14 protein-coding genes and 1 pseudogene are annotated in these 21439 nt (G+C 44.2%); 12 read left to right on the plus strand and 3 right to left on the minus strand.

The features are described 5' to 3' along the window. The first annotated feature begins 1 nt into the window (after position 1). A complete protein-coding gene (locus tag OK025_RS13640) occupies positions 2-1096 on the plus strand; it encodes a hypothetical protein (RefSeq protein ID WP_317664479.1) in 1095 nt (364 codons plus the stop codon). A gap of 2 nt (positions 1097-1098) precedes the next feature. Here the strand turns inward: OK025_RS13640 and OK025_RS13645 are convergent, their stop codons facing one another. The 3 genes from OK025_RS13645 to OK025_RS13655 form a co-directional block, all read right to left on the minus strand. Then, positions 1099-2064 (minus strand): DKNYY domain-containing protein, encoded by a 966-nt coding sequence (locus OK025_RS13645; RefSeq protein ID WP_317664481.1) that lies wholly within the window; start codon positions 2062-2064, stop codon positions 1099-1101. 505 nt (positions 2065-2569) lie between these two features. Then, positions 2570-2902 carry a hypothetical protein gene (locus OK025_RS13650; RefSeq protein ID WP_317664483.1) on the minus strand — a complete coding sequence of 111 codons (333 nt, stop codon included), beginning with the start codon at positions 2900-2902 and terminating at the stop codon, positions 2570-2572. Between the two features lie 135 nt (positions 2903-3037). Further along, positions 3038-3910, minus strand: coding sequence for an AraC family transcriptional regulator (locus tag OK025_RS13655; protein WP_317664485.1), 873 nt, complete (start codon positions 3908-3910; stop codon positions 3038-3040). Between the two features lie 221 nt (positions 3911-4131). Between OK025_RS13655 and OK025_RS13660 the strand changes: the two genes are divergently transcribed. The 11 genes and pseudogenes from OK025_RS13660 to OK025_RS13710 all read left to right on the plus strand — a co-directional run bounded on the left by OK025_RS13660 (position 4132) and on the right by OK025_RS13710 (position 21405). Further along, on the plus strand, positions 4132-4437 hold the full coding sequence (locus OK025_RS13660) for a hypothetical protein (RefSeq protein WP_317664487.1): 306 nt from the start codon (positions 4132-4134) through the stop codon (positions 4435-4437). Between the two features lie 279 nt (positions 4438-4716). Then, positions 4717-7908, plus strand: coding sequence for a TonB-dependent receptor (locus tag OK025_RS13665; protein WP_317664489.1), 3192 nt, complete (start codon positions 4717-4719; stop codon positions 7906-7908). Between the two features lie 82 nt (positions 7909-7990). Beyond that, positions 7991-8599: pseudogene (locus tag OK025_RS13670) on the plus strand (RagB/SusD family nutrient uptake outer membrane protein); the annotation flags it as partial. Between the two features lie 527 nt (positions 8600-9126). Continuing rightward, positions 9127-9819, plus strand: a complete 693-nt coding sequence (locus OK025_RS13675; protein ID WP_317664490.1) for a RagB/SusD family nutrient uptake outer membrane protein — start codon at positions 9127-9129, stop codon at positions 9817-9819. Positions 9820-9844: 25 nt separating this feature from the next. Beyond that, positions 9845-11032: a DUF5000 domain-containing lipoprotein gene (locus OK025_RS13680; RefSeq protein ID WP_317664491.1), complete on the plus strand. Its 1188-nt coding sequence runs from the start codon at positions 9845-9847 to the stop codon at positions 11030-11032. A 20-nt stretch (positions 11033-11052) separates the two neighbouring features. Then, positions 11053-12231, plus strand: a complete 1179-nt coding sequence (locus tag OK025_RS13685) for a DUF4998 domain-containing protein (protein ID WP_317664492.1) — start codon at positions 11053-11055, stop codon at positions 12229-12231. Positions 12232-12242: 11 nt separating this feature from the next. After that, on the plus strand, positions 12243-14264 hold the full coding sequence (locus OK025_RS13690; protein ID WP_317664494.1) for an alpha-galactosidase: 2022 nt from the start codon (positions 12243-12245) through the stop codon (positions 14262-14264). A gap of 13 nt (positions 14265-14277) precedes the next feature. Continuing rightward, positions 14278-15318 (plus strand): GntR family transcriptional regulator, encoded by a 1041-nt coding sequence (locus tag OK025_RS13695; protein ID WP_317664496.1) that lies wholly within the window; start codon positions 14278-14280, stop codon positions 15316-15318. 18 nt (positions 15319-15336) lie between these two features. Continuing rightward, the gene (locus OK025_RS13700; protein WP_317664498.1) at positions 15337-16779 is read left to right on the plus strand and encodes a solute:sodium symporter family transporter; all 1443 of its coding nucleotides are present in this window, start codon (positions 15337-15339) and stop codon (positions 16777-16779) included. A 186-nt stretch (positions 16780-16965) separates the two neighbouring features. Then, complete coding sequence (locus OK025_RS13705) at positions 16966-19194, plus strand: glycosyl hydrolase family 95 catalytic domain-containing protein (RefSeq protein WP_317664499.1); 2229 nt, start codon at positions 16966-16968, stop codon at positions 19192-19194. A gap of 12 nt (positions 19195-19206) precedes the next feature. Further along, positions 19207-21405: an alpha-galactosidase gene (locus OK025_RS13710; protein WP_317664501.1), complete on the plus strand. Its 2199-nt coding sequence runs from the start codon at positions 19207-19209 to the stop codon at positions 21403-21405. Positions 21406-21439: the final 34 nt, after the last annotated feature.

Here is a 21439-nt window from a genome sequence, read left to right on the forward strand (position 1 = left end):
TATGGCAGCTGATACAATGGTATTGACCCGCAAAATACAGGTTTTTGTGGATTGTGACGATAAAGAAAAACGATCGGAATATTTTAAACAACTCTTTGAATGGCAGGATCTTGTTTTCCGCGGGGCCAATATGGTCATCACCCATCAATATGTACAGGAAAATCTGAAAGATCTGATTTATCTGCAAGAAGATGTGAAAATCAAACTGGCCGATCAGGCAAAAGACCCGGAAGGTGTATTGAATACTTCACGGATGAATACAACTTATCGCCTACTGTCCAGTTATTTTAAGGGACGAATTCCCACAGATATTCTATCCCAGATAAACACGGCTTTAATCAAATATTTTCAGGCAGATCGTCTCTCATACTGGAAGGGTGAAAAATCACTTCGCAATTACAAAAAGGATATGCCCATTCCCTTTCCTGGTAGACGAATTAACTTGAGTAAAGATGAGAATAATAGAGATTTTAAATTCACACTATTCAAAATACCTTTTCGGACCTACCTCGGTAAAGACCGATCGGATAAAAGGGTATTGCTCCAACGTGCATTGGTCGGACAAATCAAAGTCTGCAGCAGCGCAATCAAAATTGTTAAAGGCAAGATCTTTCTTCTGCTGGCCCTGGAACTTCCCAAAAAGATCCAAGAATTGAAAGATAACATTATCGCCGAAGCGTCGCTTTCTATCGAACATCCTATAGCAGTAACCATCGGTAAGGAGTCCTTTCAGATCGGCAACAAGGAAGAGTTTACTTACCGCCGTATGGCCATTCAAGCAGCACGACATCGTTTACAAAAAGCCGCCGCATTTGATAAAGGTGGACGTGGACGTAAACGGAAAATGAAAAGCTTGGAACACTACAACGAAAAGGAGAAAAATTACGTAGACACCAAACTCCACCTCTATAGCCGCCGGTTAATTGAACTTTGTGTGAAAGCACAAGCCGGTACACTCTTATTGGTTAACCAATCCAATAAGGAAGAAATTGCAAAAGGGGATGAATTCCTGTTGCGAAACTGGAGCTACTATGGACTTATCGAAAAAATTAAATACAAGGCCAAAATGGTCGGTATTAACATTATTATAGAATAAAATTAATCCAATTTTTCGCCCCGATAAAATTTCGTATACGCATCCCGTGCATAGCCGTTGTCTAAGTACTCAAACGTGCTAGCACCGGCTCCCTTTAACTCCTGGCCGCGATAGAAAACTGCCCAGGAGTCTTTTGCATAACCTCCTCCAAGCGCTTTAAATGTAGATGGCGAGGCACCCTTAACCTTTACCCCCTGATAATAAACTGTCCAGGGATCTGCCGCATAGCCGTTTCCGATTAATTTGAACGAGTTGGGGCTGCCGCCCTCGACTTTGACTCCGCGGTAAAAAAGATTCCAGGCGTCTTTGGCATAGCCATCATCAAGGTATGCAAAGGTTGAAGCAGAAGCCTCTTCCACTTTCTGATTTTTAAAAAAAACAGACCAATTGTCCTTGGTGTATTGACCGCCAAGGGGCTGTGTGTTAGGACCAGCAAATTTATCATTCTTTTCACCCCTATAATAGCTCGACCAATTATCTTTTGCATAACCCCGCCCGAGATTTTCAAAGCTTGAAGCATTGGCTCCATTAATTTCCTTGCCTAAATAGTAAGCTTTCCAGGGGTCTTTGCTGTAACCATTTCCCAATACCTTGAAGGAAGACGCTGTTGCGTTTGACAATGGCTTGCCATAAAAATAAACCCTCCAGGCATCGCTGGCATAACCGTCTCCCAGGAATTGGAAAGTGGATGGACTTGCATCAACTATTATTGCTCCTCGAAAATAAACCTTCCAAATGTCCTTTGCATAACCCGAACCTAAAAATTGAAATGAACCGGCATTGGCGTTCGGAATTTCTTTACCGCGATAATAAACACGTGACCCGATTTTACTGTAACCATCGCCCAGATGATCCTGAAGCAAAAGGGCAGTACGGTTATATTGAGCAATATTTGCACAAATAGCCTGTGTGGCAGTAGTCAACAAAAGAAGAAGGAGCATGGTTTTAAATGGGACTTTTGTCATCATATAGGGCATCGGGTTAAATTTGAAAGCAAATGATCATGGTGTACTCTTGTTAATGAGACCCGGTAATACTCGTAAAGTTTAGTCATTAATTAAATTTTTTTGTGCGCTATCTTGCCCTTGTTCCAAGATCGGTCTGCTGTTTGTTTGCTGATTCTTTGCTGTTCCTCTGCTGATTGATTGGTGGTTGTTTGCCGTTTCTTTGCTTATTCTTCGGGGCTTCTTCGTATCTGCTTCGAGAATGGTTTGCTATTCGTTTGCCGTTTCTTTGGTGTTTCTTTGGTGTTTTTTTGCTGTTTCTCTGCTAAAATGGTAAATAAATAGCAACCAATCGGCAAAGAATAGGCAAAGAATAAGCAAGCAAGGTGGCTCTTAAGCCCCTAGAATACCTTAAGCGAATACGAGCAATCCTGCTAGAGAAGGCTAATGCGATCGCAAAAACAGGGTCTATGGGTAAGCTAACTTGCCTAACAGCGAAAGGCTGGACGCAAGGTTGCATAGATGGCATTTATTTGGTCGGCTGTAAGTGTATTTCGGGAAAGGAGTAGCTGGAATCCTGGATGGTGGTAAACAGGGAATAATCGGTGTAATCCGGAACGGATATCCGCAGGAGATAGCTGCCCTTTTTTATCACCTGTATTTTAAATTCGCCATTGCTGTTTCTAACGGTATCCCGACCTAATAAAGCCAGGGGTTCCCTTTCCTTATTGGACGCATAGGTTTCAATAATAAAATACCCAACGGGGTTATACTGATGGTCAACCAGCCGACCGGTAATACGGTAAGGTGGAGTAGTAAACAGCCCATACAGTGAACAAGAGAGTAGCAGTAGTTTTAGCATATTTTTCCAAGGATGTAGCTCGATAACATACAGGTATCCAGCTGATGAATCTTAAAACAGCGATCGTCGCCTCACGATTGGAATGACAATCTATGCAAAGGTAGCCTGCTGCGTCATTGAATACATATCACAAGCTTATGAAAAACTATCATTTTGCATTTTCTGCTTGTAGGCGGAAGGAGATAAACCCGTCAGTTTTTTGAAAAATCTGGAAAGATTATTAGGATCGCTGAAATGAAGTTCAAAGGCAATTTGGGCGATAGACTGTTCGTCCAATACAAGCCGCTGTTTGATTTCTTGTATTTTTCGATGTTGGAGGAGGGTAATTGGACTATGTCCGGTGTAGGCTTTGATTTTGCGATTCAGCTCATTGCGGTGTATTTTTAGTAAACTAGCATATTGGTTGCAGTTCAGGTTGGAATTGACATGCTCTTCCAGGAGCATTTTAAATCGAGTGAGCAAATTGTTGTTCGCGCTTTCGCTGGCTATATGATGAAATGCACGAAATAGCCGGTCCAGTCGAAGTAAAATACTGGCAAGTAATGCGCGAATCATATTGGGGCTGTCGGATCGGAACGCTCCGATTTCAAAAACAATTTCGGAGAGCATGGATTTGAATAACCCAAAATCGCCACCCATCGCGACAATATAAGGTGCAAATGAATAATTGTAAAAATAGGGAAGTTTGTATACCAGTGTTTTATCCTGAAAGAAAGATTCCAAAAACTCGGGCTTAAAGATTAAATGAAATCCTTTGACACCGTTTTTATCAAAGTCACATTGCTTAATCTGATTGGGCGAAGCGAATAAGATCGTACCTGGGCATAATTCGATGCGTTTTTCATTGGTATAGGCCACACCGCTTCCCTGTTCAAAAAACATGATCTCAAAAAAGTTGATGGTGTGCGGACCGGCCTCAAAAATCAGATCGGTATTATCCTCGAACCGATGGGCATCCATCGCTAAGGGAAAGCCGTATTTGCTGTCGTCAAAATCAAAATACCGCATAGTAATGTCTTTAACCCTGTAGGAAACGCATAGGTGCTAAACCCTCGCTCAGTAAATATAATATTTTTTCTGATTATCGCTTGAGAGGGAACTGAGGCCCGATCCCTGTAATGCAAATGCTGCCAGTCAAAAAACAGAGGCCATGTCATATTCAGGTCAATGAAAGGCTATATATGCTCCTTAATTTGAAAAAGTAATATATTTTTTGTATATTGCTGGTTATGAGTTTTAAAGAAAAATTAGAGAACTGGCGCACGTCAATCAATCGCGCCGGTAGTGGTGAGGAATTGTATATTTTGCTTTTGAACTACAAAAGGTTTATCAATAAAAATTGGATGGACGATTTTGGCGATCCGGGCAACTGGAAATCGGAATTAAATCAGGTCATCAGCAAAGTAAGAAACAAGGTGGATGTAGCAGATATCAGAGCCTGCCAAGATTTATCGTCCTATCAGGACGATGCCCGGCAGACAGCACATTCACTCAATCATACGTTAAAATATCATCACTCATTGACAAAAGGGTAGGCTAGGCCTACCTTTTTTTGTTACCAAAATTTTATAAATTATTTATTAAGCGGGATGTATAATCAGCCATGATTGTACATCCCGCTTTATTTTTTTCCTATTTCTCTGCAGTAGACAGTGGCTCGCTAGCCTAATTATGATGCACAGCCTGAACCTATTATTGAAAAAAATATTTGCCCATGTCAGAAAATGTTTTTACTATTGTAAAGTAGTATAGAATAGTATAGATTACTAGCCCTATACTATAAACTAATAACCAATCTATAAGAAGACCAATTTATGATCTACCACATGTATTACCGAATCTGTAAATGGCAGCGATGTAGTCTTGTCTTCCTCTTTCTTTTGATAACTGGCTTTGCAAGTGCACAGTCCAAATCATTTGAATTAAGAGGTGTTGTATTAGATAGTGTCGGACATTTACCCATTTCCAATGTTACAATTGCCTTCGTGGGAAAGAATGCAGTTGTATCAACGGATGCACAGGGGCAGTTCCTGATCAAAGATGTACACCTCAACGATCAGCTTGTCCTGACTTCGGTCGGATTCGACCGAAAAACTGTTCAGGTCACCAGTACCAACCGGATGACCATCTTTCTGTCTTCATCAAGTTCAAACCTCGATGAAGTGACTGTTGTCGCTTATGGCACACAGAAAAAAACGAGTATGGTCGCTTCGATCACCTCCATTAATCCGAAAGAAATTAAAGGCCCTACCTCCAATCTGACCACCATGCTGGCAGGTCGGGTAGCGGGTTTAATTGCGTATCAGCGCAGTGGTGAACCCGGAAATGATAATGCCTCGTTCTTTATTCGAGGTGTCGGGACCTTTGGTGCCGGAAAAAAAGACCCCTTGATTCTCATCGATGGGATGGAATCGAATACAACAGCTTTAGCGCGGCTACAGCCCGATGATATTGCTGGTTTTTCGGTGCTGAAGGATGCGGCCGCCTCTGCATTGTATGGTGCCAGAGGTGCAAATGGTGTGGTTCTGGTGAATACCAAAAGTGGTATCGTGGGAAAGGCAAAATTTAATGCGCGTTTCGAAAACTCCATTTCTACCAATACCCGAAATTTCCAATTTGCCGATAACATTACCTATATGAACCTGGCAAATGAAGCGGTATTGACGCGCAATCCCAAAGGGGCTTTGCCTTATGACCAAAATAAAATCGATCATACCGCTAGGGGCGACGATCCGCTGCTTTATCCAAATAATAACTGGATCGATCAATTGATTAAAGATTATACCAACAACCAGCGTTTCAATTTCAACGTAACTGGCGGGGGAAACCTGGCGCAATATTACGTCGCGGGTACTTTTAACAATGACAAAGGAATTTTGAAATCGGAAAGCGGTAATAATTTTGACAATAACATTAACCTCAAAAATTATTCGATACGTTCCAATATCACTTTAAATGTAACCCCGACAACCATAGGAATTATCCGTACTTCGGCTCAGTTTGACGATTATAAGGGGCCCATCGGTGGTTATGATGATTGGGGTAATTTGATCAATGGGGGGCAACGGGTATTCAAAGAGGCCATCTGGTCCAATCCGGTGATGTTCCCGGCAGTTTATCCAGCTTCTTACGCACCGTTTACAACCCATCCGCTCTTCGGAAATAACTTTATACCGACGACAAAGACCTTGTACAATAACCCTTATGCCAAGATGGTCAACGGTTTTCAGGAATACAATAGTTCCACAGTCAATGTACAATTGGAGCTGAAACAGAACTTTGATTTTATCACAAAAGGTTTGTCGGCCCGTTTGATGGCTTATACACAACGGTACTCGTATTTTTCGGTGCGCAGAAGCTTTGAACCTTTCTACTATAATCTGCTGAAAATACCGGGTACAAACAATACGGTATTGAGCTTGCTGAATGAAAATCAGGGAACAGAATACCTGGACTACAGTCAAGGTGATAGGATACAGAATACAACGACCTATGGCGAATTTGCGGTCAATTATAACCGGACCATTGGAAAGGATCACGACATCACGGGTATGCTCATCGGTATCATGCGCAATTATCAGACAGCAAATGGAGGCAATTTACAGGCCTCTCTGCCAGCACGTAATATTGGTGTATCTGGACGCGCAACGTATGCGTATAAAAATAAATACCTTTTTGAAGCAAACTTTGGTTACAACGGTTCCGAGCGCTTTTCTAAAGATAAACGATTTGGCTTTTTCCCCTCTTTTGGAGTAGGCTGGAACCTCCAGGAAGAGCCGATGTTTGAGTTTATGACACCGGTGGTATCTCGTTTAAAACTACGGGCAACCTATGGTTTGGTGGGTAACGACCAGATCGGTAACGACCGCGACCGCTTTTTCTATTTATCACAGGTCAATCCAAATGATAATGGAAAAGGATTTTCCTGGGGAAATCTTTGGGATTATACCCGACCGGGTTATTCCATCTCGCGTTACGCCAATCCCAATATTACCTGGGAACGTGCCAAAACATTTGATGCAGGTTTTGATCTGAATCTTAAAAATGGATTAGGTGTTGTCTTCGACTACTACAACTCCAAGCGAAGTGATATCTTAATGGTACGCTCAACGGTTCCGACGACAGCAGGTTTTCAGGCCGATATTCAATCCAATATGGGCAAAGCGGAGAGTAAGGGATTTGACCTGACTTTGGATTACAACAAATCCTTTGCAAATACCTGGTGGACGCAGTTGCGCGGTAATATGACCTATGCGACCAATCGCTTGCTGACCAACGAAGAGCCAAACTATCCGGCAAATTTATCTTACCTGACACATTTGGGGTATCCGATTAAACAACAATATGGTTTGATCGCCGAACGCTTATTTGTCGATGATATTGAAGCCGATAACTCGCCATTGCAAAATTTTGGTGGTGCACTGAAAACAATGGGCGGTGATATCAAATACCGTGACATTAACGGTGATGGCAAAATAACTGATCTGGACAAGGTGCCCATCGGTTTTCCAACGGATCCTGAAATTATCTACGGTATGGGCTTCACCGTTGGTTTCAAAGGATTTGATGTCAGTGCTTTCCTACAGGGCTCTGCACGTTCATCGTTTTTTATCAATCCCGGAAATATCACGCCTTTCGCCATCAATGGTCCCTATCAAAACGGGCTGTTAAAACAGGTTGCCGATAGTCACTGGTCGGAAGATAATCAAGATATCCGTGCATTTTGGCCACGATTGACCGACGGATTCAATAACAACAATAATCAATTCTCGACCTGGTGGATGCGCAATGGTGCCTTCCTCCGCCTAAAATCTGTTGAATTGGGTTATACGGTACCAAAGAAGATCCTGGATCGCTGGAAGATGTCCAATATCCGCATTTATACCAATGCCCTGAATCTTGCGGTATGGAGCAAATTTAAAATGTGGGATCCTGAAATGGGTGGTGATGGTTTGGGTTACCCGGTTCAGGCGGTATATAATATCGGAATCAATGTAGGATTATAAAAAACAATGTATCATGAAAAAGTTAACTGTATTTAAATCGATGGTGGTATCAGGTCTATTGTTTTTTCAATCCTGAAACTATTTGGATGTCGTACCCGACAATGCTCCCACAATAGATAATGCCTTTACCATGCGCAGTGAAGCCATTAAATATTTGGCAACCTGCTATTCTTATTTGCCCAATGATGGCGAACCGACTATAAATCCCGCTTTTATGGCAGGAGATGAGTTCTGGCTGGATTACCCAACACGGAGTATCAACGGGACAAACTGGAACATCGCCCGTGGCAATCAAAGTGTCACTAATCCTTATGTTAATTATTGGGACGGATATATGTTCAATGCCATTCGCGACTGTAATATCTTTTTGGAAAATATTCAAAATCCCGAAAAGGTACGTGATATGACGCAAGACGAACGTACCACCTGGGAGGGTGAGGTATTGTTCTTAAAAGCCTATTATCATTTTATGCTGATGCGTCATTATGGCCCTATTCCCATTATGGATGTCAACGTTCCTGTCACAGCACCAATTGAGGAGACGCAGGTAAAGCGTCAGCCGATAGACCAAGTGGTTGATTATATCGTGAAGGTACTCGATGAGGCCGCAAGTAAGCTGCCAAGTGCGGTGCAGTCGCCAGTAACTGATCTGGGGCATATCACAAAACCAATTGCTTTAGGTATCAAGGCAAAAGTCCTATTATATGCTGCAAGCCCATTATTCAATGGTAATACGGATTATGCAACCTTCAAAAATGTGGACGGCACCTTATTTTTTAATCAGAGCTTCCAAGCCGAGAAATGGCGTAAAGCAGCGCAGGCTGCAAAAGAAGCAATTGCTGCCTGCGAGGAGCTGGGCATGAATCTATACGAATTTCCAACACCGGTACGCCCACTGTCCAATACCACAATGATTCAGATGAGCATTCGTAACGCTGTGACGGAAAAATGGAACCGCGAGATCATCTGGGGGAATTCAAATTCGCGGACATGGCAGTTGCAGTACTCGTCCATGGCGCACATCGATCCGAATAATGCCGGCAACAACAGCGTCAACGGTACCTTGGCCCCGACAATCAAAATCATTGAACAGTTTTATACGAAAAACGGGGTGCCGATGGATGAAGACAAAACCTTGATTTTAGCAATAAAAATCAATTACGTGCCGGAACGCATGAGGAACGCTTCAACAACATCGAAAATTACCGAACAGCGCGTTTGCATTTTGACCGTGAAAATCGTTTCTACGCCAATGTGGGCTTTGACGGTGGGGTTTGGTACATGGAAAATAGCCCTAGTCAGACGGACGAAAATACCTGGACAACACAACTTCGTTTAGGCTTATTTGGCAGTGGTGTTTCCGTGCCGATCACAACCTATTACCCAAAGAAGCTGGTCAATTGGAAATTTGCCTTTAAGGATGGAAACAGCTCGCATATCGAAGAATATCCATGGCCTATGCTACGGCTTGCCGACCTGTATCTGATGTATGCCGAAGCGCTGAACGAAAGTGAAGGACCGACAGCCGATGTATTCCTCTATCTCGATAAGATTCGCAAGCGCGCCGGTCTGGAAGGGGTGAAAGAGTCCTGGTCAAAGTATGCTTTCAATAGCGCCAAACCGACGACAAAAGAAGGACTCCGTGCTATCATACAACGCGAACGTAATATTGAGATGAGCTTTGAAGGTTCCCGCTTTTGGGATTTGAGACGCTGGAAGCTTGCCGCGCAGGAACTCAACAAAAATATCACGGGCTGGGATCGCAATCAGGATAAAGACCATCCGGAGCTTTTTTACCAGGAACAGACCTTCTATCAACAACGATTCGTGGCACCAAGAGACTATTTTTGGCCGATTAAAGAAAGTGATCTATTGGTCAACCCTAATTTGGTACAAAATCCGGGTTGGTAATTAGCGTATTAAATTGAAGAAAATCATGAAAAAACGAATATATCGCAATAGTATCTATGTCATGGCTGGCCTGCTGTTTTTACTGCTCGGCTGTAAAGAGGAAAAAGGCTGGACCTTAATGGAAGACGACCAGACCAAACCGGGAGTGGTACAGCATCCCTCCGTCGTAAATGGCTATGGACAGGCAACCATACATTACAGCCTTCCGGAGAATGACAACATACTCTATGTCAAAGCCGAATATGTGATGGCGAGCGGCGCCACCCGTGTTGTCAAATCGTCTACCTATACCAATGAGATCTTAATTGATGGATTCCCCGATACCAAGCCGCAAACCGTTAAACTGTATGCGGTAAGCAAAGCTGAGGTTGTGTCGGATCCCATAGACGTCATTGTTGAACCCAAGACGCCGATCTTTAATTTGGTGTTTGGAGAGATGAAAGTAACGGCTGCCTTTGGCGGTATCCGCATTACCTCAACAAATAAGGAAAAAGGAAATGTGGTCATCGTACCGATGGTAGACTCGCTCAACAATGGCGAATACCTGCCCTTAGATAACTACTATGGACAGGATTCCATCATCTTATATAATGTCCGTGGATTGAAATCCAAAGAAATGAAGTTCGCATTTTATGTCCGCGATCGCTGGTTAAATAAGTCTGATACGCTGTACACTTCGATTACGCCATTGGAGGAAAATCTGTTTAACCGGCAATTGTTTACACCCTTACGCTTGCCAGGGGACGCGCAAATTCTCTATGGCTCCATGGACAATCTATGGGATGGTAATCTCAATACGTCTAAATGGCCAAGTTTCTATACTGTGGAGAATGCCGGTGTGCCGCAATCGGTCACTTTCTCGATCGGTAGAGAAGCAAAACTAAGCCGCGTGGTGATCTTTCCGAGACGGGAAAACGGCTTCTACGATAAGGGCAATTTACGTGATTTTGAGATCTGGGGAAGCAATACGCCGAATTTGGATGGCTCATGGGAGTCCTGGACCAAATTGGCTACCTGCACGGTACGTAAACCATCGGGAACACCGTCGGGAACAAATACCAATGCTGATGAAGTGTATGGTACCTCTGGCTGGTCATTCGATCTACCGGAAGATGCTCCGAAATACAAATACCTGCGCATTCGCAATCTGCGCAATTGGCGGGGTAGTTATTTTATGCAGATTAACCAGATTCAGGTATGGGGCGTTTATTAATCAATTTAAAAAGCAAAGTTATGAAAAGATATATCATATTGCTGTCCTTGTTTATCGTGGCGCTGTTGGCGGCTTGTTCCAAAATGGACGAGTTTACCGAACACACCGACGGGAAAGCAATTATCTACCCGGCAAAGCTCGATTCGATTAGAATTCGTTCGGGAAAATACCGTATACAAGTAGAAGGTGTCTATAGAGCTTCCTCGGGTGTTTCTGAGCTGCGTATCTATTGGAACAGTAAGCAGGATTCGATGAAAATACCGGTCAAACTGACGGGTAAGGTGGATACCGTACGTTATTTAATCGACAAACTGCCTGAAGGGCCCATAAATTTAGAAATTCGTAGTGTGGATGCCGCAGGGCGCTTTTCCGTTCCCACCTATGTGGTGGGGAACGTATATGGCGATCGTTATCGCGAAGGACTTTACCAACGTGTGGTACTCGAACAGAATTTTATTGCTGGACAGCAACTGCAATTGGGTTTGCAAAATGTATCGGAAACCATGGGCTTTGATGGACTGCGTATCGCGTATAGAAATTGGGATGGTGGTACCACAGATACCGTGGTGCGTACCAAAAATCAGGATGAGAAGATTGGTCTTCAACGCTATCTTCCTGGTGCCGAAGTTTCGTATCGTACTGTGTTCAGACCCGATAGTTCGGCCATCGATACCTTTATGGTCAAATCGACCAAATTGGCTGTGAAAAAAGACAACATTACACCTTGGTACCTCCAGAATTACAAAACACCATTTACAGCGACGGTCTATGACGGTAATCGCTGGGGAGTTTTGGACAACTGGATGACAAACGCTGCCATGAAAAACCATAACGGTTACGGTGGTTTTGGATCGGATGATGGCGGTGTGGTCAACATTGAAGCAGGCTGGGGAGCTCCGGCTATCGTAAATGGTAAAATAGAGCAAAAAGTAACCTTATTACCCGGTAAGTATCGTTTTTTTTGTAACTTATCCTGGACAAATTATGATCAACCGCCAGCAAAACTGGTTGTTAGCAAAGCAAACAGTGGAATTCCAGATCTTGAGCAGATTCAACAGGCAATGGCCCATGCTGATGTTAAATCAGATGGCGTTTATTTTGAAATCAAAGAAAAGGTTACGGTCAATATGGGAATGCTGGTCAATTTTCAACCTGACCATTACATGAAGATCAACGCTTTTCAAATCAATTTACAATAATATCAAGCAGAATGAAGACAGTTATTTTCGCGCTAAGTTTTATGCTATGTACCTTCATGTTATGCGCACAGCCTTTTCAGGTCAAGAAAAATGGCCTAACGTTGACCTATAACAAACTAGATGGAACATATTCACTAAGTAAAGATCAAGTCGCCTATATCCAACAAGCAAGTGCCTATCTGGCACTTGCTAATGGACAAAAAATTAGTACTGATAAACTGAAAGGAACCCGCAGCGTCACAGAAAAGCGTATTCAGGACAATTTGGGCAAAGGCATACAGTATACCATTTCGGTTAAAACCCAACAGGGCATCACATTGCTGCAGCATTTTTATTGCTACGACACAATAGATGGTGTCATCCTTGAACTGGAAGTTAGGGGTAAAAATATAGCCAGCAATGAACTTGTGCCGATCTGGTCAAATGCGTCGGTTGCCGGCCTGGGAAAATCCTTGTACCAACTGGCTGTTCCTTTTGATAACGATACGTTTATTTCGTATGAAAACAATGTCCTTGCAAGGAATAGTAAGCGCAGCGCCGAAGTCGGTGTTGTATACGATAAGGACAGCGGAAAAGGGCTGTTGATTGGTTCATTGGATCAATCCGTCTGGAAATCGGGTATCGCGATCGAAGGAGATCAGGGGCAATATACCCACCTGGCAGCGCAGGCCGGATTTACGGATGTAACTATCACACGTGATTCCATGGCGCACGGGACGGTGAAGGGGGATGTCATTCGTTCCCCAAAATACCTCGTGTCTTACGACAAGGATTGGCGCATTGGGCTCGAAAACTATGCTAAAATCCACCGGAAACTATCGCCGGCCTATGTGAAATCTTGGCAAGGTGCCACACCTGTCGGCTGGAACAGCTGGGGCGTGATACAGGAAAAACTTAATTTTCAGAATGCCACAGGCACAGCAGACTATTTCGCAAAAGATATTCCTTATTTCCGCAACGCAAATGGCGAGGCTTTTATAGATCTTGACTCTTTTTGGGATAATATGACGCCCGGAGGTATGTCAGGTGACTACACGCAGCTGAAGCAATTTGTTCGCTATTGTGATTCTTTGGGCCTCAAGCCCGGCGTCTATTGGGCTCCTTTTACAGACTGGGGGCATGGAAGTGGCCCCGACCGCAAGGCGGAGGGAAGTCAGTTTACCTTTGGCCAGCTCTGGACCAAAACCCAGAAAGGCTACCACAATTTAGATGGTGGTCGGGCTCTTGACCCGACACATCCCGGTACGTTGGCCCGTATGGATGTGATCTTAGGGAAATTGGTCGACTGTGGCTTCCGAATGATCAAGGTCGATTTCCTCTCTCATGCGGCAATCGAATCCACAGGTTTTTACGATAAAAAAATTCAGACAGGTATGCAGGCGTATGCTGTGGGGATGAAACATCTCGTCGACGTGCTGCAGGGTAAAATGTTGATCTATGCCGCAATTTCGCCGTCTTTGGCAACTGCCCAATTTGCACACATGCGCAGAATAGCCTGCGACGCCTGGAAGACGATCGATCAAACTCAATATACGCTAAACAGCGTTAGTTACGGCTGGTGGCAAACCTATCTCTACGATTTTATCGATGCCGACCACCTGGTCTTTCACGATGAAAGCCCTGAAGTCAATAAGGCAAGATTGCTTTCCGGTGTGGTAACAGGGACCATTATTCTTGGCGACGACCTGTCGAAAAAAGAAAACTGGCAGCCAAAGATGAATCAATATCTGCAGGATCCCGAAATTCTAAAAATTATAGCCGACGGTAAAAGCTTCCGTCCGGCAGGATTTGTAGAAGGAAAAGCAGCAAATACGTATTATTACAAAAAAATTGGAACAACGCTGTATGTGGCCGTATTTAATTACAATACAACCCCGGCAGCAATAAACATAGATTTTAAACAGATTGGCCTGGAGCCAAATACAACCTATAAGGCGGTGGAACTGTTTGAAAAAACAGCGCAGGAATTTACTGCTAAAAATCCCATTGCCTTTGAGCAAGCAGGAGCAAAATTGCTTAAGATTGCTCTTTAGTTAATAATATTATATGAAGATAACCAAAGAAGAACAGTTTAAGGCGTTGATCGATCGGATCAAACGATTGGAAGCTTTAAATGGGCTTTCGAAACATGAATGTATCGTACAGGGCGTGTTGGATGCCATTGATGCCAATGAACTGGAGGTGCACGCCAGTTTGCCTTCTGTCAATAACTTGATCCAATACCTGGGCTATGCACGCGAAACCTTTGCCAAAGCTTACCGTGACCTGATTGCTCATGGTGTGGTGGAATCCAAAAATAGAAAAGGATATTTTGTAGTCAGTAATAACACGCAGTTGAAACAGAAAGTTGCCGTCCTGTTATATGCTTACGATACTTTTCAGGATACCTTGGTATCCGAATTGCGGGCCAATCTTCCGGAGGAAGTGACGGTCGATCTTTTTTTCCATCACAACAATATGGAAACCTTTGAGGATATTTTCAACCGGATTCAGGGACGCTATACGGTATATATTGTCGCTCCCATTGAAAATAAAGATTCTGAGCGTTTATTGCGAAATATTCCTGTGTCAAAACTATTGATTATCGACCGGCTGATGGATTTGGGTGCGGAATATTCTTATGTTTCTCAGGAATTTGAAGCAGCCACCTATGCTGTGTTTCGGGAGCTTTATCCAAAGATCAAAAAGTATAAAGAAGTGATCTTCTATTTTAGGGAAAATACAGCCGAACCCAATGAAATCAAAAATGCTTTCTTACGCTTTCTGAAAGACCATAAGATAAAAGGACGTATCGAAAAGCAGTACCATGTAGGTGATCTAAAAAAGGGGAAACTGTATTTTACCATTCATAATCCGGAACTCTATCAGATGTTAAAAGAGGTGCTGCAAAAGGGCTGGACCTTGGGCGAGGATCTGGGGATTTTATCGCATAATGATGATGTCATCAAAGAGATTATCAGCGGTGGTATTACCACCTTTTCAACAAGTTTTGCACGGATTGGGGCCGAAGCAGCCAAGTTTGTGCTCGAAAGAACATTGATTCGGGAAGTGGTGCCGACAACATTGGCAGATCGCGGCTCTGTCTAAAATAGGGAAGTTTATAAAATGATAGTTTTTAGTTTTTGTCTTTTTACCGGTTTGGTCGCTTTGGGATCCTTATGGAAGTTTAAAACCAACTATTCCAATACCTTAAATGGCTTTTTCCTTGCCGGAAAGAGCAATAGTTTTTGGATGGTAGGCTCGGCTTTGCTATTAACCAACCTGAGCGCCAACCAGTTTATCGGTGAAAATGAATCGGTCTATATCAACAACCTGTCGGTCATCGGCTGGGGGGTGAGCTCGGTGGTCGCGATGCTCCTGGTTTCGGAATTTCTGCTGCCTATCTATTTTAAACATGGTTTTCGGACGGTGCCGGACTTCCTTGCACTGCGGTTTGATCCGAAAACTAAAATGTTGGTGTCTATCCTGATTCTGATCGGATACATCGTCAACTTATTGCCACCGGTATTATACGGTGGTGCACTAAGCCTAGCTACAATGTTTGATGTGCCCGGACTGCTGCACATCAGTTATTGGCAGAGTATCTGGATACTGGTCTGGGCCCTCGGTATCATCGGGAGCTTATACAGCATTTTGGGCGGATTGAAGTTGATCTCCCTGTCTGACCTCGGTTTGGGCCTCTGTCTGTTTTTGCTCGCACTATTGATTCCGATTTTTGCCTTTTGGTATTTGGGGAATGGTGACATCTGGACGGGGGTACTCCAGTTATTTCACGATAAAAAAGAACATCTCAATGCCGTCGGTGGAAAGCATGATGCGGTTCCATTTTCGACTTTATTTACCGGCATGCTGCTGATCAATTTTTACTATTGGGGGATGGAACCCTATATCGCACAACAGGCATTGAGCGCCAAAAATCTAAAGGAAGCACAAAAAGGAATGACTTTGGCTGCGGGAGGCAAACTTCTGATGCCATTATTGATCAATTTACCTGGCCTTCTGGCGGTACACTTATTGCCGCATGTGCAGCCCACAGCTTCTGTTTTTCCGAAACTCATTGTCCTAATTTTTCCGGATGTATTGATTGGTTTTTCATTGGCCTTGGTCTTTGGTGCGGCAATGACTACCTATACTGCTGGCCTTCAGAGCTGTGGCAGCTTATTTGTTTTTAATATTTATAAACCTTACCTGGAACGTAGAAACAGAACGCTCAGTGAAAGGGAGCTGGTCAAAAAAGGAAAACTGTTCGAATTGATCATCTCTATCTCGGCCATATTTATTGCACCTTTTATCCTCTTTGCCCATGACGGATTTTATACGTACCTCCAAACCGTGTCGGGGCTGTTCAATATGCCCATTTTCACCATTATGATCTTGGGGATTCTATCGCGTCGCGTTACGCCAAGGATGGCACAAATCGGCCTGTTCCTGTACATGGTCAGCTACTTCGTTCTGGTGTTTGTCTGGAAGACAGAGCTACACTATCTGCACCTGTTCGCGCTATTGTTTATCGCTGTAGCACTGGTCATCTGGGGGGAAGTAAACTGAGCCAGCCAAACTATCTATCGGCGTATCAGTTTGAGTTTTCAGGCCAGGATAAAGAAGCCTATTGGAAGGGAAGGTACCGGATTGGCGCTTTTCTCATCCTTTTGATGATTGTCATCTACCTTGTTTTTTCACCCTTGGGCATTGCCCAATAAAATTGTATAAACCACTATGTTGATGCACACAAAAATGAAATACGTTCTCTTAACACTCTTGATCATTTGTTTTGGCACTTCCCAGGCCCAACGGTATTATCTCTGGGATGATCGACCTGCCAAAGATTGGATGACCGAAGCATACCCGATCGGAAATGGACGAATAGGAGCCATGATCTTTGCGGGCGTAAATCAGGAACATATCCAATTTAATGAAAATAGCCTCTGGACAGGTGATGAACAGGAGACAGGTGCCTATCAGGCTTTTGGTGATCTTTTTGTTCGTTTTGACTCCGATATTAATAAACCCTTTACCGCCTATAGCCGGAAATTGAATTTGGATAAGGGCTTACATGAAATAGCCTACCAGCAGGATGGACAGCAAATCAACCGCCGGTATTTTGCGAGTCAGCCCGATCAGGTCATGGTATTTGACTATGCAAATAGTAAAAAAGGGAAACTCAATGCCCAGATCGCACTTCGGGATGCACATGGGAAGGTGGTGCAGGCAGAAGATGCTCACCTGTGGTTTCAGGGAACGCTCGACAATGGTATGCGGTATGCCGCACAGGTACGCGTACAGGTCGTCGGTGGTTCACTTTCCAAAACGACAGATGAAAAAGGACAGACTGTCCTTACCGTAAAATCTGCCGATCGACTTATTCTGCTGCTGAGTGCCGCAACAGATTACGCCAATACACGGGCAACCAACTGGAAGTCGGCCGAAGAACCGATGCAGGTCAATGAGCGTTATCTGCAGCAAGCGGAAAGATATGGCGTAAATAAGCTGCTGGCACGGCACGTTGCAGATTATACAGCGCTGTTTAACCGCGTGACGCTTGATCTTGACCATAGCCAGCTGGACGCTAAGCAAACAACAAAAGCGCTGTTGGAAGCCTATAAAAAACAGCCGATCCCGGCTCTGGAAGCATTAGTATATCAATATGGACGTTATCTGCTGATCAGTTCCTCACGGAAAGGCGGTTTGCCTGCAAATCTGCAAGGGCTTTGGAATAACAGTAACAATCCACCATGGCGCTCAGATTACCATTCCAATATCAATGTACAGATGAACTATTGGCCTGCAGAAGTCGCTAATCTGGGTGAATCGGCCTGGCCTTACCTCGATTATATCAATAGCATGCGTGAGGTGAAAAAAATAAATACACAAAAGGAATTTCCGGGCGTAAGGGGCTGGACCGTAAAGACCGAAAATAATATCTTCGGTGGGGAGAGCTTCCTTTGGAACACCCCCGGAAGTGCCTGGTATGCTCAGGCGCTCTGGGAGCATTATGCCTTTAACAAGGACGAGAAATACCTGCGCGAATTTGCATACCCGATTTTAAAAGAAATAAGTGAGTTTTGGGATGATCGTCTGGTTCGAAGACCGGATGGAACTGTGGTGGCGCCAAAGGGCTGGTCGCCGGAACATGGCCCCACAGAGGATGCCGTGAGCTATGACCACCAGATTATTTACGATCTTTTTAACAACTACATCCAGGCGAGCACAGTTTTAAATATGGACGCCGATTACCGTAAGCATATCGCGGCACTTCGCGATGCGCTGCTCAAACCCAAAATCGGTAAATGGGGACAGTTGCAGGAGTGGGAAACGGATCGTGATGATCCACAGGACAAGCATCGCCATGTCTCGCATCTGTTTGGCCTGTACCCCGGTAACCAGTTCTCTGTTTTAAAAACACCGGAACTGGCCAAAGCTGCACGAGTTACCCTCACCGCGCGAGGCGACGAATCCACCGGTTGGTCCATGGCCTGGAAGGTGGCTTTTTGGGCCCGCTTGCAGGATGGGAATCACGCCTATAAAATCCTAACTAATTTCATTAACCTCGTCGGCGGCGATGGTATTGATTACAACAATGGCGGTGGCGTTTACGCCAACTTGCTCTGCGCGCATCCACCTTTTCAGATTGATGGCAACCTGGGTTATGTGGCTGCGGTGAGTGAAATGTTGCTGCAGTCGCAAACGGATGTGCTGGAATTACTTCCTGCACTGCCTCATCGCTGGTCGGCCGGAACAGTGAAAGGACTCAAAGCCCGGGGCAATGTACACATCGAAAAGATGGAATGGAGCAACAGCAGCATTAGACAGCTTATTCTTTCATCGCCGCAAGATCAAACGATTCAGGTGTTAAGTCCTTCGCCATTGGCAGGTCTAAGCCCACAGCAGGAAATCAATGGTAAATACCTTTATAAGATTCAATTAAAAGCAAACAAAACAGTCAAGTTCGTTAACAAATCCTAAATCTATTTATATATGCCAACCCATCATTTTAAACATGTTGTACTCGGGCTTTTGATGACCCATGGGCTTGTGCATCTGGAGGCACAGGCGCAGTCCAAACAGATTCCTATTGAAACCAGATCGAATGCCTTAGTGTTGGAGTACGATTCCACGAAAACACTGAAAATGCTTTATTACGGTGAAAAATTGAGTGATTCTAAAGAGTACTCGACCATTGCAAGCGGTTATAGGCAATTGACCGATTATAGTGGCCTCTCCAATGCGGCGTATACCCCCTCAGGTTCAAAAAACCTATTGGAACCAGCCATCAGTGTCGTTCATGCTGATGGTAACCGTTCACTTGACCTGCGCTATGAAAAGCATGCGGTGAAAAACCTGGATGCCAATGTCAAACAGCTTGATATCACCCTAAAAGATCCGGTATACGATATTTATGTCGTTTTACACTACAAATCGTTTTTGAATGAGGATATCATTGAGCAGTGGGCAACGATCCAGAATAAGGAAAAGAAGGTCGTCACGCTGGAAAAATTTGCTTCGGCCAATCTGACCCTGCGCTCCAAGGCGTATTGGCTACGGCAGTACCATGGCGACTGGGCAAAAGAAATGCAGGTGGACGAGGCTCCGTTAACACATGGCATCAAAGTGCTGGACAGTAAGCTCGGAACACGCGCGAATTTATTCCAACCACCTTCCTTTATGGTGTCTCTGGGCAAGGCGGCATCCGAAGATGAAGGAACAGTACTGATGGCAAGCCTCGGGTATAGTGGAAATTTTAAGGTGGATTTTGAAGTGGATTACCTCAATAACCTGCGTATCATTGCCGGAATAAATAACTATGCTTCCAATGTGAAATTAGCCAGCAACCAGGAATTTACAACACCCAAATTGATTTATACCTTGTCGACAAAGGGAAAAGGCACCGCCTCCCGAAATCTGCACAATTGGGCCCGAAAATATCAGCTGCTGGATGGAAATGGCGAACGCCTAACTTTACTCAACAATTGGGAGGCGACCTACTTTGATTTTAATGAACAAAAATTAAAAGGTTTGCTCCAGGATACCAAAAAACTAGGGGTAGATTTATTTTTATTGGATGACGGCTGGTTTGGAAATAAATATCCGCGTAACAGCGATCATTCCAGTCTAGGAGATTGGCAACCGAACCGGACAAAACTACCCAATGGTATCGCAACACTTGTCGAAGAAGCGACTAAGCAGGGCGTTAAATTCGGTATCTGGGTAGAACCCGAAATGGTTAGCCCCAAATCCGAACTCTACGAGCAACATCCGGATTGGGTTGTCAAACAGCCACAACGTGAAGAACATTACTTCCGTAATCAGTTGATCCTGGATCTGACAAATCCCAAGGTGCAGGATTTTGTTTTCCAGATTCTGGACGACCTGTTTACTAAAAATCCGGCATTGGCCTATATCAAATGGGATTGTAATGCGGTCATTTACAATGCGCATTCCGCATTTCTAAAAGACCAAGGTGCTTTCTATGTTTCTTATGTGGAAGGCCTTTATAAAGTGCTGGAGCGCATTCGTTCGAAGTATCCGAAAGTGCCGATGATGTTGTGTTCGGGCGGTGGTGGTCGTGTGGACTATGCGGCACTTCGGTACTTTACCGAATTTTGGCCTTCGGACAATACAGACCCTCTGGAGCGTATTTTTATGCAGTACGAGTATTCGTACTTTTTCCCGGCAATCAGCACCTCCAACCATGTGACAGACTGGGGAAAACAGTCCCTCAAATTCCGTACGGATGTAGCCATGATGGGTAAACTGGGGTTTGATATTGTGGTGAGCCACCTGAAAGAACAGGATCTGTTATTCTGCCAGCAGGCGGTAAAGAATTACGACGCGCTTAAAGGAACAATATGGCACGGGGAGCAGTATCGTCTGGCCGATCCACGTGAAGGGGACTTCGCCGCCCTCAGCTATGTGAATAACCAAAAAACCGAGGCTGTCATCTTCAACTACCTGGTCAATAACCGCTATGGCATCGGAACAACCGATCCTGTCCGTTTAAAAGGACTGGATGCCCAAAAGCAATACCGGGTGGAGGAGATCAACCTGTATCCGGGAACTAAGTCGAGCTTAGGCCAGGGACAAACCTATTCGGGCGACTACCTGATGAAAGTTGGCGTAAATCCAGACCTGAATAGCAACCGTCCCAGTGTTTTACTAAAAATATCGGCACTTTAAAAGGATAACGATGGCACATCCGAAGCTCCGACGC

The organism is Sphingobacterium sp. UGAL515B_05 (assembly GCF_033097525.1).
GTDB lineage: Bacteria > Bacteroidota > Bacteroidia > Sphingobacteriales > Sphingobacteriaceae > Sphingobacterium.

Coding starts and splice junctions, on each gene's coding strand:
- OK025_RS13680 (WP_317664491.1), top strand. CDS start 9,845: ATGAAAAAACGAATATATCGCAATAGTATCTATGTCATGGCTGGCCTG.
- OK025_RS13695 (WP_317664496.1), top strand. CDS start 14,278: ATGAAGATAACCAAAGAAGAACAGTTTAAGGCGTTGATCGATCGGATC.
- OK025_RS13650 (WP_317664483.1), bottom strand. CDS start 2,902: ATGCTAAAACTACTGCTACTCTCTTGTTCACTGTATGGGCTGTTTACT.
- OK025_RS13665 (WP_317664489.1), top strand. CDS start 4,717: ATGATCTACCACATGTATTACCGAATCTGTAAATGGCAGCGATGTAGT.
- OK025_RS13655 (WP_317664485.1), bottom strand. CDS start 3,910: ATGCGGTATTTTGATTTTGACGACAGCAAATACGGCTTTCCCTTAGCG.
- OK025_RS13640 (WP_317664479.1), top strand. CDS start 2: ATGGCAGCTGATACAATGGTATTGACCCGCAAAATACAGGTTTTTGTG.
- OK025_RS13700 (WP_317664498.1), top strand. CDS start 15,337: ATGATAGTTTTTAGTTTTTGTCTTTTTACCGGTTTGGTCGCTTTGGGA.
- OK025_RS13645 (WP_317664481.1), bottom strand. CDS start 2,064: ATGATGACAAAAGTCCCATTTAAAACCATGCTCCTTCTTCTTTTGTTG.
- OK025_RS13690 (WP_317664494.1), top strand. CDS start 12,243: ATGAAGACAGTTATTTTCGCGCTAAGTTTTATGCTATGTACCTTCATG.
- OK025_RS13710 (WP_317664501.1), top strand. CDS start 19,207: ATGCCAACCCATCATTTTAAACATGTTGTACTCGGGCTTTTGATGACC.
- OK025_RS13685 (WP_317664492.1), top strand. CDS start 11,053: ATGAAAAGATATATCATATTGCTGTCCTTGTTTATCGTGGCGCTGTTG.
- OK025_RS13660 (WP_317664487.1), top strand. CDS start 4,132: ATGAGTTTTAAAGAAAAATTAGAGAACTGGCGCACGTCAATCAATCGC.
- OK025_RS13705 (WP_317664499.1), top strand. CDS start 16,966: ATGAAATACGTTCTCTTAACACTCTTGATCATTTGTTTTGGCACTTCC.